General features: G+C 38.7%; 8 protein-coding genes. All 8 read right to left on the minus strand.

What is annotated here, in order from left to right:
- Positions 1 to 50: 50 nt before the first annotated feature.
- The 8 genes from fahA to bcsA all read right to left on the minus strand — a co-directional run bounded on the left by fahA (position 51) and on the right by bcsA (position 17331).
- On the minus strand, positions 51 to 1364 hold the full coding sequence (fahA, locus tag P20429_RS15125) for a fumarylacetoacetase (RefSeq protein WP_007581328.1): 1314 nt from the start codon (positions 1362 to 1364) through the stop codon (positions 51 to 53).
- A gap of 136 nt (positions 1365 to 1500) precedes the next feature.
- Positions 1501 to 2547 carry a 4-hydroxyphenylpyruvate dioxygenase gene (gene hppD, locus P20429_RS15120; protein ID WP_007581330.1) on the minus strand — a complete coding sequence of 349 codons (1047 nt, stop codon included), beginning with the start codon at positions 2545 to 2547 and terminating at the stop codon, positions 1501 to 1503.
- Between the two features lie 303 nt (positions 2548 to 2850).
- Entirely contained in the window at positions 2851 to 5598 is a 2748-nt protein-coding gene (locus P20429_RS15115) for a metallophosphoesterase (protein WP_007581333.1), read from the minus strand.
- 145 nt (positions 5599 to 5743) lie between these two features.
- Positions 5744 to 7237, minus strand: coding sequence for a peptide MFS transporter (locus P20429_RS15110; protein ID WP_007581335.1), 1494 nt, complete (start codon positions 7235 to 7237; stop codon positions 5744 to 5746).
- Positions 7238 to 7483: 246 nt separating this feature from the next.
- Positions 7484 to 11302, minus strand: coding sequence for a cellulose synthase subunit BcsC-related outer membrane protein (locus P20429_RS15105; RefSeq protein ID WP_007581337.1), 3819 nt, complete (start codon positions 11300 to 11302; stop codon positions 7484 to 7486).
- Positions 11293 to 12423 carry a cellulose synthase complex periplasmic endoglucanase BcsZ gene (bcsZ, locus tag P20429_RS15100; protein WP_007581339.1) on the minus strand — a complete coding sequence of 377 codons (1131 nt, stop codon included), beginning with the start codon at positions 12421 to 12423 and terminating at the stop codon, positions 11293 to 11295. The genes P20429_RS15105 and bcsZ overlap by 10 nt, the downstream gene beginning before the upstream one ends.
- Positions 12423 to 14669 carry a cellulose biosynthesis cyclic di-GMP-binding regulatory protein BcsB gene (gene bcsB, locus P20429_RS15095; RefSeq protein ID WP_007581340.1) on the minus strand — a complete coding sequence of 749 codons (2247 nt, stop codon included), beginning with the start codon at positions 14667 to 14669 and terminating at the stop codon, positions 12423 to 12425. Before bcsB ends, bcsZ begins: the two co-directional genes overlap by 1 nt.
- Positions 14662 to 17331 (minus strand): UDP-forming cellulose synthase catalytic subunit, encoded by a 2670-nt coding sequence (gene bcsA / locus P20429_RS15090; protein WP_007581342.1) that lies wholly within the window; start codon positions 17329 to 17331, stop codon positions 14662 to 14664. Before bcsA ends, bcsB begins: the two co-directional genes overlap by 8 nt.
- Position 17332: the final 1 nt, after the last annotated feature.

The raw sequence follows: 17332 nt of genomic DNA on the forward strand, positions 1-17332 counted from the left end.
AGGGCTGCTTTTAGTAAGCAGCCCTTTTAATAATTTTTTTAATACTCGTATTACTTTGTAGGCAGTACTGTGCTCTCTACAGAGCCAAAACCTATGCGTGCATAGCCTTCTTTTTCACACCAGCCGCGCATAATAACGTTATCGCCATCTTCTAAAAAGCTACGTTGTTCGCCATTGCTTAGCGTAATTTTTTCTTTACCGCCACGAGATAGTTCAAGTAAAGAACCCGCTTCTTCGTGCGTTGGACCAGACTGAGTGCCCGAACCTAACATGTCACCTGGCATAAAGTTACAGCCATTTACTGTGTGGTGAGTAACCATTTGTGCCACAGTCCAGTAAGAGTGCTTAAAGCTAGATGTTGATACACGCGTTGGGTTATGGCCTTCGCTACGCATTTTTTGCGTTTGGATTTTAACATCCATTTGAATATCAAAAGCACCTTGGTCGCGATTCGCTTTTGACTCTAAATAGTCCATAGGCTGTGGATCGTTTTCATCACGCGTCCAGCTTGTTCTATAAGGCGCTAGCGCTTCGGTTGTAACAATCCAAGGCGATACAGTTGAGGCAAAGTTTTTAGCTAAAAAAGGACCAAGCGGTTGATATTCCCAAGCTTGTAAATCGCGAGCTGACCAATCGTTAAACACACAAAAACCAAATACGTGGTTTTCTGCATTTTCAATCGCGATTGCATCGCCCAGTGCATTGCCTTTACCTAAGTAAATACCCAGTTCTAGTTCGTAATCAAGGCGTTTACAAGGACCGAATGACGGCACTTCTGCATCAGGCGCCTTAGTTTGGCCTTTAGGGCGATGAAATGTTTGACCCGATACGTCAATAGATGAAGAACGACCATGATAACCAATAGGTACCCATTTATAGTTAGGTAATAATGGGTTGTCAGGACGAAATAAACTACCCACAGCTGTAGCATGATAAATAGAAGTGTAAAAGTCAGTGTAATCACCGATACGACAAGGCAAAGAAAACTCTATGTCAGATTGTACAACAAGCGTATCGCTAAGCGCTTGTTGGTGCTCAGAGCCTGCTCGTAGTGCTTTTGAAAGCGCTAAACGCAGTGCTGACCAATACTGCCCCCCTAAACCCATAAATGTATTTAGAGTTGCTTCACTTGCTACATCAGCGGCTGTTTTAGCGTCACCTGTTAAAACATTTAATTTACTCAGTTTTGCTAAATCAATTACTTGGTCACCAATTGCAACACCACCACGAAAGGCCTCATCAGACCCTTTACGGCGAAATTCTGCAAACGGTAAGTTTTGAATAGGGAAGTCGCAATTATCAACATTAGCTGACTCTACCCAGCTGGTTAAATTAATATCGTGGGTTTCGTTAATTAGGCTCATTACATTTCCTTTGGATTTTACTGTATGGCGACAAGGTATAGTTTATTTAATCATACTTGTACTTGGCGCCATACTTTTTAAATATTAAAACGACAAAAAGCAGCGAAGTTCGCTGCTTTTAATTTACTCAAATATTTTATAAAACGCCGCGACGCTCTTGGTCGCGTTCGATTGATTCAAATAATGCTTGGAAGTTACCTTCACCAAAGCCACCATCATCAACGCGTTGGATCATTTCTATAAAGATTGGACCAAATAAGTTTTTAGAGAAAATTTGTAATAAATAACAATTTTCACTTTGGCTATCTACGAGTATCTGGTGCTTACGAATTTTTTCTTTATCTTCAGCAACCCAAGGTACTCGGTCAAAAATAGTATCGTAGTACTCTGGGATAATATCCAACGTTGCAATTGTTGATTTATCAAGCTTATCAAGAGAACTTACTAGGTCATCTGTTAAAAACGCTAAATGTTGAACGCCTGGGCCGTTGTACTCACCAAGGTATTCATCAATTTGGTTGTTATCGTTACCTTTACCTTCGTTTATTGGAATAGAGAAGGTGCCACAAGGTGATTTTAGTGCATACGAAATAAGCGCTGTTTTTTGACCTTTAATGTCAAAGTAGCGTACTTCAGTAAAACCAAATACGTCTTTATAAAAGTTAGCCCATTTTTCCATGGTGCCTTTATAAACGTTATTGGTTAAATGATCGATTCGGATAAAGCCTTTATCTTCTACAACATTTTGCGTTTCTAAATCTTCAAAATCACTTTCGTAAATAGTGCCTTTGTCGCCAAAATTTTCAATAAAGTAAATTAGGCTGTCGCCAATGCCATAAATTGCAGGGTAAGGCATGTTTTTATGTGTTGAATCAGTGGCTGGTTTTGCACCACGCTCTACTGCAGTTTCAAATGCTTTTTGCGCATTCTCAACACGCCAACCCATTGAACAAATAGCAGGACCATGGCTTTTAGAAAATTCTGCAGAAAAACCTTCACGCTCGTTATTCAGTAAAAAATGAATATCGTTTTGGTTGTAATAAACAATGTCTTTACCTTTGAATTTTTTAAGCTTAGAGAAGCCAAAATCAGTAAATACTTTATCCATATAATCAGCATCAGGTGTTGCGTACTCGGTAAATTCAATACCGACTAAACCTAAATAGTTATTTACTTCACTCATTATTATTACTCCCGCAATTAAGCACTGCGATTATGTGTTGTTGTCATATTGCCGTAGATAATCAACCAGATTTTTGATTTGGGGAAGAGGGGGGCACTATTTAGTATGTAGTGCATGTGTAAATTTTATAGGACGGTTATTATAAAGTTACGTGTTTGTAATACAGTTAAATAAAATGAAGTTATATGGCATAGGATTGAATAGTGTTTTTTATTCTTAATATGTTGTTTTTAAATAACAAAAAGGAGGGTTCACCTGCGTGAAGCCTCCTTTTAGAATGAACAAGCAAAAGCTTAGTTGTATTTAATTATTTACACTTTTAGAGTTGCTACCAAAGAACTTGTTACGTTGTTCAATCCATTGGTTTGTTTTTATCGCTGGCGCAGCTTGATAGTGACGTTCAATCGTTTGATTTAACACTCGCGTCGGTTGCTCAAAGGACAACTTTTGTTGTGCGCCGCCCATACTTTTAATTTCACCGCGAGTCATAGCACGACCAGCATAGAGTAATGCATTTAAGTAACCAGGTCGGGTTTCGTAGTTGTTATCTGTAAATAACAGGATTGTTTTATCAAGTGCCCATCGACGGTTTATCTCACCTTCTTCTTTAACACCTTCGAGTTCACCATCTACGTATATTTCAAATACGCCATTTGTTGGTGCGGCATAAAATACAAAGGCAATACGATGCCAGTTACCTGGTTTAGTATCGCCAAAGTATCCACTATTGCTGGTTGCTTCACCGTACCCACCGTCTGGGCTTGCAAATATATCTGCGTCATCTGTATCGTAGTTTTCGGTATCTGCTTGGATTATTGCGCGGTAAATGTCGTTTGTTTCCAATGGCCAGTTTATATCCATAACTATTGTGTAGTCAGACACTAACCCGTCATCTTTAAAATCACCATTTGCAGCAGTGTTTAACGTAATTAATAGGCCTTCTGTTGGAGAGTGACGAGTAAAAGCCATTACACCAGAAGGACCATCAGTTAAATCGGCAATATTAAGATCAGTGGTTGTCTCATAGCGTGTATCTTCTGGGCCCCAACCGTCATTTTCTGGGTCAAAGTAGCTTAAAACAGATGGACCTGAGTCTGGAATTAGTGGGTTTGTTGGATCGTCAAAGTTCCAAGTTGTTATATTTGCAACATCTTGGCAAGCATTAAGCTGTGTGTCTGTATCAAGGTGAAGACATTGAGTTGTTCTAAAGCGCGCGTATTGATCAAGTAGCCACCATGCTTCGGCAATTGGCTTTACATCATTAAAAGTAACACTGCTAAAAAATAAATCTGGGTTAAGTGCCGCACCTTTAAATAAAGCGACATTATAATTTGTCGTTACTTGAATATCTTCTGGCTTTAACACAAACCAATCGGGTTGGCTGGCGATCATTGTGTTTAAATCAGTGCCTGTAACGGTTACTTGATACAGTGAATTAAAGCCAGGTGTGTTTGAAGGCTGTCTTTCAACATAAAATGCTTTGTGAAAATCTTCTTGTGTAACAGTCCCTGGCGTCCATCTTTTTTGTACAAGTTCAGGGTTAAGCAGCGCTGCGTTGATTGAGCTTGAATGTTTAGTTGCAAGTGCTGCTATTTCTGCAACTTCAAAACTACTTGGGTAGTTTTCTGAAATGGCAATTTCTGTATCAGCATCGGGTGCATATCGGCCCATTACTTCATCGATAGCTAGCTTGGTTTCTTCGTCAGGTTCTATAGATGTTCGCGTATCTACATGTTGATAATCGTAACGACTTAGTGCTTTATCTGCAGTATTAAATACTAAATTTAAATCGGTGACTCCGCGAGCATAAAATTCTGGTTGAATGACTAAAGCATTATTTTCAAGCTCTATAAAGTCTTCACCACCATGAGTATGCCCACCAAGCACTAAGTCTATACCGGGCACATTGGTTGCTATCTCAACGTCAGTTCCTTTACCTAAGTGGCTTAGCATTATCATGTAATCAACATCACCGCTGTATTGGCTTACAATACTTTGTGCGATTTGTTGCCATTTCCAACTCATTTTAAATTGTTTTATAAAGTCAGGAATAGGGTCATCTTCAATTGGCTCGTCAAGTTCATCCCATGGTACTGACGTCATCCCAAACACACCCAATGTTATGCAGCCAACCTGTACTTTAGCAAAGTCCACACCGCCAAAACTCTTATTTTGTTCTCCCTCAAATCGGGTATTACTGGCGAGTACAATGGCATTATCGTCTTGTGAAAACTCAAGCAGCTTTTCAGGACCCCATGCATAGTCATGATTCCCTAAAACACGTAAATCAAAAGCCATTAGCTTTACGGTTTCATCAGAGGCTAAGCCTTGTGATATTTGCTCTGCAACGGTCCCTTTTTCGTAATCATCGCCACCATCGGTAAATAATGTATGGGGTGATTCGCTTAGCGCTTTTTTATAATAAGCTTTAATGCGGCTAAAATATTGTTCCTGATACCCAAAGCGAGAATGCATGTCGGCAACGTGCACAAACCTTACAGATTGCTCTGTTGCATTTGCATCACAGGTTGGGCCAATATCAGAAAACGCGACAGTACGTTGCATTTCTATTGCATAGCTACCTAGTTGGTCTACTTGTGCGCTAACAAAGCCTTGCGATACCGTTGAATTAGTAATACTTGACCAAGAATCGCCGCTCAAACGCGCAATAGTTAATTGGCCGCCTAATACATAGTCGTCAGGTATTTTTATAGTGATTGTCATTGAGCTAGAAAGTTGGAGTGTATTCGGGGTAAGCGTATGTATATCTGAAATGATATTTTTAGCTTGATTATTCTCATCAAGGACTAATTTTTCGTAGGTTATTTCAGTATCGTTAGCCACTATTTCCCCAGGGGCATTGATAGTAAAGTTACCTTCATCTAATGACGTTTGTAAGCCATTAGCATTGGTAATAATTAAGCCACTAGGCTCAGGTTCTACAGGATCATTTGGATTTACTGTAACTTGATCTTCGGCTCCACCACAGGCAGATAAAAAAATAAGGAGAAATGCTATTAGAGTGGCACGTAATAATGTTAATGAATGCATATACTGCTGTCCCTGGGTCTATTGAATAATCAATCAGGACATAATATCAGTTAACGGGGGCAGGGCAAAGTTGAATAAAAAAATTCCCCCATAGAGGCTATGGAGGAATGTTTAGGTTATGTTGTTATATTAAAATAAACAACAATTAAGAGACTTTCTCTTCTAACCCTTGTTTTTCCCATACTTTAGCTTTAAAGGTCATTAGTACTAAGACAGCACCAACACCAATGCTAAATAATGCAATTTGTAAGTATAAGTTAGGAATTTCAGAAACATTATTCGGATCGAAATTACCAGCAAGTAAACCCGCAATAATATTACCAATCGAGTAAGTTAATACAAATACACCCATCATTTGACCTGTGTAACGTCTAGGCGATAACTTACTTACAGCACTTAACGCTACAGGGCTTAAACAAAGCTCACCCACTGTATGTAAAAAGTACGTAGTAACAAGCCAGTAAGGCGCTACTTTTAAACCTTCAGCTGCGTAATGAGCCGCCATAAACATAACTAAAAAGCCAGATGCCATGATAATTAAGCCAATTGCACATTTAACGCTGTAGCTAGGTGACACTAAGCTTTTAGATAAGTTAATCCAAAGTGCTGCAAAAAATGGCGATAAAGCAATAATAAACAGTGAGTTTAATGATTGAAACCACGTTGTAGGGATTTCAAACGTACCAATAAATCGGTCGGTGTAATCACGGGCAAATAGGTTTAATGAAGAACCGGCTTGTTCAAAGCCAGACCAAAAACATGCAGAAGCAATACAGACTAAAAATAGTGCCCACATTCTTTGTTTTTCGGCATCGGTTAATTTACCTGTAAAGTAAATAACACCAAAATAAACAAAAAAGATAATAGTAAATACAATCGCTGTGTAACCTGCAACCACTGTTGGATTGATTACAATTGCGCCGGTCATTGCAGCCGTAGTAACTGCAGCAGCTGCAATTACAAATGCAGCAATACCAATCCATGCACGTGAAGTACCTTTAGGACCAAGTGGATTAGCAGGTAAAGCGCTGTGCTCTGGTAAGTTATTAAGTGTGAGTTTGTACTGAACTAAACCAATGGCCATACCGACAGCTGCCGCACCAAACGCCCAGTGCCAGCCTACGTTCTCCATAAAGTAACCACATACGTAGTAACCGATTAAAGAACCCATGTTAATACCCATGTAATAAAGAGCGTAACCGCCATCACGACGCTCATCTGTATCACTGTATAGTTGGCCTACCATTGCACTGATATTTGGTTTTAGCAAACCAGTACCTGTTGCTACAAATATTAAGCCAATGAAGAAAGAATAATCATGTGGAATAGCCAAAATAATATGACCAATCATAATGATTATACCGCCATACCATACTGCTTTTTGACCGCCAAACAATCTATCAGCTAGCCAACCACCAGGTAAGCCTAAAAAGTATACTGCGCCCGTATACAAACCATAAATTGCAGCAGCTGAGGCAACAGTAAAGGCAAGGCCTTCTTCTTGTAAGCTTGCTGTCATGAATAATACGAGCATAGCTCGCATACCGTAATAACTCATTCGTTCCCACATTTCAGTGAAGAACAATGTCGAAAGTCCTTTAGGGTGGCCACACCAACCACTATCTGGAGCTGAACTCATATTTACTTCCTAACTTTAAGAATTGTTGTAATGGCCTTATAATTTTTTGCTTTAGCTATTTTAGAATTTGTAACCACTAAAATGCTCGACCATCAGTATATTATTTGTAGCTAAGATAATGATTTGCTATATGGCAGTAACACCACAAGGTAAGAGACACACCCTTATCCTAGTTACAATTGCGCTCAAGTATACATATACCTTAGTGCTAGGGGAAGTGTTCGCGGTGTATCACCTTATGCCAAGTTAAAACTCAGCATAAGGAACAATAGGGGTGCCTGGAAACTCAAGTGTTCCGTACACAGGATTAAAGTAGTAACGTATATAAAGCTGACCAAAATTTGGTTCGTAAAAGTCAGAACGATCGATGGCTAAGTAACCACCAAAGAACCAATTCGGCGTTATTCTATACTCAAAACTACCTTCAAGATTATATGAAACACCAGAACTTGTTTCACCTTCAAATACAGGATCAACACCTGTTATTGACTCTCTATCATATGCAGCTATTTGCAAATCGCCATCATTAGGGAAGAAATCAATAGATTGAGTTTTTGTTTGCGAGTACGAAACACCGGTTTTTAATCGATAAACAAAATCATCTCCCCAACGCGCGTCATAAGTGAGTGGCACAGATAAACCTACATAGTTTTGTGGGCTGTAATAACCACCATGACCCCATGTTTCTTCACTTAAATTATACTTGTATGCCCAATGTAATAAGCTAGCGCCTGCGGTGAATTCACGCTCTTGATTGCTAATTACACGGTAATAAGTACCGCCCATCATACGATAGCGTTGGTTGTCTTTTACATTTTGGCCTTTATATAGGGTAAAGTCGGCGCTTGACCAAAAACCCCATTTTCCGCCTAAGTCGTGTGATACATTAGCAGTTAGGCCTGTAGAGCGAACACCACCCCAAACTTCACCTGTTTTTACATCTTTAAGACCTGCATAAGAAAGTACTGAGCTCGTAATTGGGCGTTTTTCAAGTTCTAGGCTGTATCCAAAGTCGCCAAAACTGTCTGCGTAATTTACACCCCATACAATGTCTTCAATTAAAAAGCCAAGTGGGGTAGTGCCTACATCTACACGCCAGTTTTCGTTTTGCCAACCAATACCTATATCTACACCACTTTCCTCAGGTGTTACTTCATCGATTGAACAGGTAAAAATACACAGTGCACCTTGTCCATAGCGGCTGCCAGCAAATTGCTCATCAAAGCGCGTTGTTTGTGCGCTAATAGTAGTTGGGTCTACTTTAATAAACCCTTGGCCTTGCCAAAGCGGAAAGTAAGCTTCAATCGGGACTAAGCCCGCACCAAGTGTTGCTTCGCTTTCGGTGCTTGTTTGCCCACTAAAGTTAACACCAATAGCAATGTATGCTTGGTTTTTGTTTTGCTCGTTTATTAGCTCTCTTTTAGCACCGTTTACATACCATTCATCGTTTTCATCTATTTTTGAAAGCGCTCCGTAAAGCTCTTTTTCATTTAATGTACGATTAGGAAATAGGGTTTGCGTGTACCAAGATTGTGCTTGTTCGGTTTCGTTGAATTTGCTGGCTACTTGAGCGCCTAAATAACGTAGTTCTTGATCGTTGGGTGACTTTTCAACAAGTTGCTTAGCTAAGTAAAGTGCATCCCCTGAGTAATTAAACTCATTGAGAGATGACATGATTTGGCGTTGCAAATAACCTTCTTGCGATGTGGTTTGCGTAATCGCTTTTTGCGTAACTTCTTTTGCTTGAAAGTCGTCCCCAAGTTCTATGTATGCATTAGCAATAGCGAGTAGTGCTTGAGGCTCAATGGTTTGTTTATTTTGTACTTTTTGCTGGTACAAAATAACGGCCGCTTCGCGTTGTTCAAGTGCTAAATTTGCATTAATAAGGGCAGTAGTTGTTGCTGGAGTATTTTTATATTTTTGATCCAGCTGGTTAAGCTTAGCGATTAAATCACTACCATTGTAATACTGAGTAATATAGCTATTTTGTAGCTGTACATATTGAGTTGTTTCGTTTTCAGTTGCGCTCTCTGGTAATATGTACTTTTCAAACCATTGCTTCGTTTTATTTTCATCACCTTGCTCTAAAAGCCACTCACCATAAAGTGTATGCCAATAAGCAGAAAGAGAAGGCTCAGCTTCCAGTGCTTTGTTTATAAGTTTTATAGCGTGTTTTTTTTCATTAATTCGATACCAGCTTCGCGATAACTCTGCCTGCATAGCGGGTGTTAAATTCTGTGCCTCTAGGTTGCTTAAATGATAGATTGCAGTGGCTTTATCTTTAGCATCAAGGTGGCGCTCACTTTGTGTTAAAGACTCATTAAGTTGCAGCTGCTGTTCAAGCGCAATAATGTCTTTATCTCTGGATTTAAATGGAATGTACTGCAATGTTTTAATAGCACCTTGATAGTCATCAAGAGAGCGTAAAAAAAGCGCGTGGCTGTAACGAATCTGAGGGTTTAATGGAAATTGCCACAGCACATTATTAAATAAAGCGCGGGCCTCTTCTGTTAGCCCCTTTTGTTGGTATATAAAGGCTAAATCGTAGTATAACCAAGGCTGTTCTGGCGCTATTTCAATAGCGTCTTTTAGTACTTTTTCGGCTTGCTCTAAATCTCCCGACTGTGCAAACGTATTTGCCTTTGCGCGGTACTGACTACTTAAAGATACAGAATAAGATTCTTTAATTAGTTTCTTTTGATTAAACGATAAACTGTTGTAAAAAGAGGTTAGGGCTTTTTCATTCTGCTCTAATTCAGCTATTTCAAGTAGACCTATTAAAGCGCTGCTATTAAGTGGATCACTTCTTAAAACAATTTGATATGTAAGTGCAGCCTGTGAATATTGCCCTTGAGCAAATTGTAATAAACCTTTGTTATATATTACTGTATTAGTTTCTTGTTCTAAGGTGGCTGCTAAATCAAGCTTAAGCTTAGCCGTTTTAAATTCTTTATTATTAATGGCATTTTTAGCTTCGCGTATATAAAGCCAAAGCTTAGCTGTTTTTGCTAATTCTTGTAGTGTTTCACGTTCAGCGAACTCAGTTGTGTACTTTTGTGCACGAGTAAAATATTGATACGACTTTTGGTTTTCACCAAGGCGTAAATAGAGTGTGCCAAGGCTTCGCATTATAGCGCCGTCTTGCGGTCGGCCTCTTAAAGCTTTTAAAAGTAAAGGCTCTGCGGCAGCAAGTTTATTTTTCTCAAGTAATCTATCGCCCCTAACCCAAAGCTGATAGGCGGGGTCGGCAAGAAGTGTTTGACGTTTTTTATAATCTTTTAGAAAATCTTGGTATTGTAATTCACCTTTACTACTAAAGGGATAAAGAGTGAAATAGCGCTGATACTGCTTAACTGTATCATCCGTTAAGGGCATTTCTAGCAAAGCACTAAGCCAAATATATTCTACTTCATTAATAAAAGTAGGGCCTGCGCCATATTTACTTAAAATATCAATCGCTTTTTTATCTGTAAGATTACGCCTAAGTAGGTGACGGGCATAAGCAATTTCTATCTGCGCAATACTTGGGTAGCTTTGAGCTAATTTATTATAGCCTTTTTTAACACTTTCCCATTGGGAGCTATCTTGTCCATACCAGCTTAAATGCTCAAGCTCGTAATCTAATGTAGGGTAGACGTTTTTAAAAATATTATTATAGATTTCGCGAGCTTGTTCATAACGACCCGCGCGAGCCAATAATTTAGCTTGCTGAATTGAAGATTTGTCTTTTCCTTCAGTACGCGAAAGGACTTTTAGCTTTTCAACGCACGGAGCTTGTTTGGTAAGCCCATTATCTATTTTACTTAGTAATTGGTTGGCTTTCGCTGATTCGCCATTGGCAAAATCATAACGCGCTACTGCGCACTGTGTTTCTATGCGGGCAGGGGCAATAGCGACTAGCTTTCGCAAGCTATCTTCAACTAGTTTTTTATTTTGCTGTGCTTCACCAATACCTATTTGGCTTAGTAACCAATCAACAGATTGCGTATCAATATCATTGACTGTGTTAGCGCTTAATCCAGAGCTAAGCGCTAATGTGCAAGCGAGGGCAAACCTTAACGGCATTCAGTGCTCCATACCGGTTGTAGCGTCCCATCTGCTGTAATTGAAAAACGCTTATTTAAAGCACTTGTACCAAACAAGTTAAGTACGCTGTCGTAATAACGAGTCTGGGTAAATGATTTATCAATCATTAGTTTTTGCTGAATCGCCATTACTGTAGAATTATCGTTATTAGTCGCTAGTAAAGGTAATAGAGCTGAGTTAAAGCCTAGAGGGCCTCTTTTTTCAGATTTTCCTGATTTAGCAAAAGTATTTAAAGGCACGTAACCACGTTTATTAATTGTTTCTATAAAAGGGTTAAATTGCGCTAATAGCTCTTTTTTATAAGGTGCGTTGTCTGCCATCATACTTGCCCATAAATACACTCTAATAGCGTTGTAACTGCCCAAGTCGCTCGTTTTTTTATCGTAATAAAAGCCGTTATTTGCATCAAACATTACCCAGTCAGGGCTAACACCTTGCTTTGCTGTATCTAAAATCAACTTTGCTGAGCCTTCGTGCAGTTGATGCCAAGGCGAGTGTGGATAAAGCTTTTTAAACTGCTGATAAATAAATAACGGTGAGTAGCTTGGGTTTAACTTAAAACGCTCATTATCAAATTCAAAACCAGTAGGGGCGGGTAGTAATGATAAACCTAGGCCCGATATATAGGCGGTTTCTTCACGGATTATTCGCTGTGCAAGTACGGCTGCTAATATGCTGTAGCGGCGGTCATCCCAAAGAATAGCAGCTTGCGATAAACTGTATGCTATCCATAAGTCAGAATCAGACGCTGGATTTGAATCTAAAATTCTGCCAACATTTTGATTGTTAACACCCCATTGCCATGCCGGTAAACGAGTGCTTAAATCACCCTCTGACAAATGTTCTTGCGTCCAATCCAGGATTAGGTCAAACATTGCTTTGTCATTTGCTACAACAGCAAAAAATAAGGCATAAGACTGGCCTTCAGAGGTTGTGACTTTTTGCTCACTCCCCAAATCAATAACGCGACCATCTTGGCTTATAAAGTTACTTTTAAACGTTTGCCATGCATCCCATGGTTGGCATTGCTCTATTTGTGCATTGGCATTAAAGGTAAATAATGCAATCACGGTAAAAAATACATTAATGAGTGACTTCATTACTTATCTCCTTCAGCTAATCGCTTGTATGTTAATGCTTGCAGTAATCGCCATATTATAAATGAGATCAACAGTAGTGTTAAAATAGACAATAGCGCCAGTACAAATGGGTGATCCGATAAATGGAACCAAATTAGGGTATGCACAGGAATGTGACCAACAAAATATTGCTCATCAGTTTTAATTGTTTTAATGCCTTGAGAATTTATGACCGCAGCACTGCCTTTAATTTGCGCAAGAGCTTCTGAACTCATTAACGCATCATCTAGTAGAGTAAAGGCTTTTTGTGATGTTGCACTAAGCGATACAATTGAACGCTCTGAATCAAACGGTGATTGAAAGCCAGTAATAACGGCCATATCACCACTACTTTTTATACTTACTTGAACTTTATCTGTTGTTTGCTCATCGTAAGCACCATTGTATATAGCTTGTTTAATAGCGCGCTGATTATTATCAAGCAAGATATTAGTTTGCGCATCTTCATCTAAGTTGTTAGCAATGCTATTAGGTTTGGCGATTACTAAGATGTCTTTATCATCTAAGTTGGCATCTTCATTTAAATGAGCAACACTTATTCTATGAGCTGGGTAGCCTGTAATAGCACCAAAGTGGCCTGTTAAATTAAACAATACAGATAGTGCTTTAGGTGATGGAACTTCATCTATCAATACTAAAGTTTGTTGTAAGTCTGCGTATTTCGTAAATGGGAATCCGCTGTTTGCAAATACATTTAAATCAGGTAAAGCCATGTAATGATCAAACCCACTTACATCAATGTTAGAGTTTCCATCAATTACCCCGTACTCGCCACCAGGTGGAGCAACGGCACATTCGCCTTTTTTAAGTACTGCAAATCTAAAGTCAAAATTTAACTCATTTCGGCTGGCAAGATTAATACCGTCTAATGAAAAGTCTTCAGCGCTTTGCGTTGTGTCTGTATTAGCAATTAAAGGCAGCAACGTTTTAGCGGTAGTTAACGATGTGTCTTTTTTATCAAGTAAAAAACCACTTATAAATTCTTGGTTTATTAACATGTTTAAACGTGAATTTAATGTTTCGCTCTCTGGCGTATTACGGTATTGCAAAGTAATAGGAATCCCTTTTTCACGCCAAGTAAATAAATCTGGTGCAAAACGAACATTTAATTTTATAGGGCCGTTGTTAAGACCCTCAGCTTGTAACTGAGTTGGGTAATCAATAAGCTCGTCAAAGTGCACGGGACGATCGTTTCTTAGCCATCTCGGCGCATCATAAGCTTTACGCAGTGGGAGTTTGTTAATAGCCTCGATGCTTGCACTTCGGCCAGTCATAATTTTATGACCAAATACAAGACCAGTGACCGCTGTTTTTAAGTCTTTTTCGTCACGCCCCAAAATTAACAGCATTTTATTGTATCTGTGAATAGGGCTTGAAATTAGCTCGACGGTTGGCTTTTCAACATCTGGGTAATCTTTTAAAAAATCAGGTTTTGAGTCATTAGTAATAAACACTACACTATGCTGCTCTGGTGCTTTATTTAAAACGACTGGAAAGTTAGCGCCACGCCAGTCAGCTTGTGCGCCAAACCAACTAGATAAAGTGGCTGCAGCTTCTATTGCTTGTGTATTAGGTGTGCTTGCAAATACAAAAGGTAAGTTTAATTTGTTGTAATCTTTAGCATCAAAAAATGGTTCTGGTAAATATTCAAGGCGGCTATCAATTGCTAACTGTTTTTGATCAAGCGTGATGTGGCTTGATTTGTTTATTTCAGTCCAAATTGAGCGGCTAAAGTAATCTTGGCATCGTAAGTCGTAGTAGCCAACTAGTTCAAAGCGAATTTGGTTGTAGTCTTGAATGTATTTAGCATTTAGGTCTAGGCTATGACTTACCGTATTTTTTACAATACTTAATTGCTCATTAATAGGTAAAACAGTAACTAAGTTATCGTTAAAATAAACTTTTAAATGCGATACATTAGCCAGCAATGAAGGTGAGTTGGTGTACGAAAAGTTAAGCTTTAGATTAGTGCTTAATTTATCAATTCTATTTGTGAAATCGACTCGAGAATTATTATTCACGCCGTCGAGTTTATAGTCGTTGAACCCTAACTTTTCAAAGCTAAGACGTAAACTAGAAACCTGAGCGCTCTCAGGGTAGCCATTTACAAACATAGTTTTGTCTTGCATAGGCTCGATAGCGAGCACTTGATATGCGCTACTAATAAGTAACAATGTTAGAAATGTATTAAGTAACTTTTTAATCATAATTATTATGCACTATCGGTTTTTTTGGAGTAAATGAATTTATGTAAATGACAGTATTAGTCATAAACTTAATTATAGGTTGTAACGCTCTTGGGGCATGAAATAATAAATTACTAAAGCCCCGTAAACTGGTTTTTTGCACTTCTTTGAAGCTATACGATGGACGGTCATGTCTAAAGTTATTTTGCCAATCTAGCCAAGCATCTGCTCTGGAGAAAGTACACTGTATAAAAGCTCTTTGCTTTTCGAGAGATAAATCTTTAAGTGTAAGGCCAATTTGTTTTTTACGGGTATTACATACATACGTTGTAAACGAAAATTGCTTGTTACCGCGACTCATTAATAATTCAATTTTATCGTTAACGCGGCATAAATGTGCGTGTTCAGTCTCTATACCTACACCGTTATCTGAATAATCCGTTATTTTTACTTTTAAAGTATGACCATTTGCTAAACGAACGCCGGCAGGAAAGTTTGCCTTTATACGATGCGAGTGCCTCACTTGGCGAGCCTCAGCAGCAACCGCAACCGCAGCACCCAAAATAATAATATTATAAAAAGCCCAACCCATACTTATTATAAGTACGCCAATCTGGCTTGAATCACCTAAAAACAGACGCAATACACCCACTATTATTCCAAGTAAGTTAATAAGTAAGAGAATTAAATACGGTTTAGAAATCCCCCAGTCGTAATGCTCTTCATCATTTAAACCGCCTTTTTCGGTTACGTTAAATTTACCTTTATTAGGATTAAATAAAGCAACGGTAGTTGGTTTTAGTATGTACCAAGCAAGTACTGACTCATACACTTCACCCCAGAAGGAGTAACGGTATTTACCTTGAATACGTGAGTTAGTCGCTTTTATTTGAATTAGTGTCGGTACCACATAGATAAAAATAGCAATAAAAGGAGCATAAATTATGTAGGCATTAAAATATATTAGCGCTAAAGGAGCTGTTAAAAATACAATACGAGGAATACCCGAAAGGAAATGCAACATTGCGTTTATATAGCATAATCGTTGAGGAATGCTTAAACCTTTACCCATCAATGGATTATCAAGCCTAAATATTTGCGCCATACCACGCGCCCAGCGAATACGTTGGCCTATATGCGCTGACAAGCTGTCGGTTGCAAGGCCAGCGGCTTGTGGGATGTTTATATATGCAGTTTTATAACCTGCGCGCTGCATACGAAGGGCCGTGTGAGCATCCTCAGTTACTGTTTCAAATGCAAAACCACCAATATTATCAAGCGCTTCTCGTTTTAATACGGCGCAAGAACCACAAAAGAAGGTTGCATCCCACATGTCGTTACCATCTTGAATCAATCCATAAAACAACATGTTTTCGTTAGGGATTTGACTGTGGTTATTAAGATTTCGCTCAAATGGATCGGCAGAAAAAAAGTGATGCGGTGTTTGGACCAAACACACTTTACTGTCTTTTAAAAACTGTCCCATTGTCATTTGTAAGAACGAGCGAGCAGGAACGTGGTCACAATCAAAAATTGCGATATATTCGCCATCGGTATAACGCATAGCGCTATTCATATTACCGGCTTTAGCATGATTGTTATCCGAACGCGCTAAATAACCCACTCCAATCTCGGCTGCAAAATCCTTAAACTCTGAGCGCTTACCATCATCTAATATATAAACATTTAGCTTGTCTGCAGGCCAATCGATACTTAAAGCAGCGAGAGTAGTAGGTCTTACAACGCTTAACGGCTCGTTATAAGTTGGAATATATACATCAACAGTTGGCCATAGGTCAGTGTCTTTAGGTAAAGGCACTGGTTTTCGCTCAAGCGGATTAACTGTTTGAAAAAAACCTAAAATCAGTACAAGCCATGCATATGTTTCAGCAAGTAGTAAACCGCCACCTAGTGCAAGTGCAAGCGGATCATCCCAGTTTAAAGTCTCAGTGTAACGCCACCATAAGTAACGAGAAGAGGTAGTTACTGACAAGGTGATCATGACAATGGTTGCCATTTGGCCTTTTACTCGTTTAAGTGCATACGCAACTAATAAAATAAAGCTTATAAATACGGCTTGAGCTTCCAAGCTAAAAGGAATTGTAATGAATATTGCTAATAAAAATAAAATAAACGCGAGGATGACGTATTTAACTAATTTATTTTGCCATACACGTGCATCAGCCATGGCTTTAAATGCACTTTTTTTAGGGCCTTTTTTGTTTTTTGATAGTAGGCGTTTTAATAATTTACCTAACTTTAAATCAAACCAACGTAATTGCCTTAAAAGGTAGCTAACGCCATCATAGAAATAGTTAACTGCATCTTCTTTTACTGAGCTAGATTTAAGCTGGTTTTTAAAAAACACTAAAAAAACACTTTGAATAATAAAGCGTAATATATTTGAGTAAATATAGGTTCGGTAAGGCAACCTTAAATGAGGGTAGTAGTCATAAAGGGTAAACTCAAAGCTGATTTTATGCTGTTTAATGTTTATAAATAGCGAGCTTAAAAGCGTAATAAAAGGCATTAAGAAAGCTTCAATTACATTTACTTTATGTTGATTAAAGTAGCTATGAAACTTGAATAAAATGTACCGAACTAACTTATCAGTAAATAAAATGCTCAGCAGCAAGTATAAGGTGCTGTGAATAGGGCGCTGATAAAATAGTGTAATGCTCATT

This window comes from Pseudoalteromonas sp. BSi20429, assembly GCF_000238895.1.
GTDB lineage: Bacteria > Pseudomonadota > Gammaproteobacteria > Enterobacterales > Alteromonadaceae > Pseudoalteromonas > Pseudoalteromonas arctica.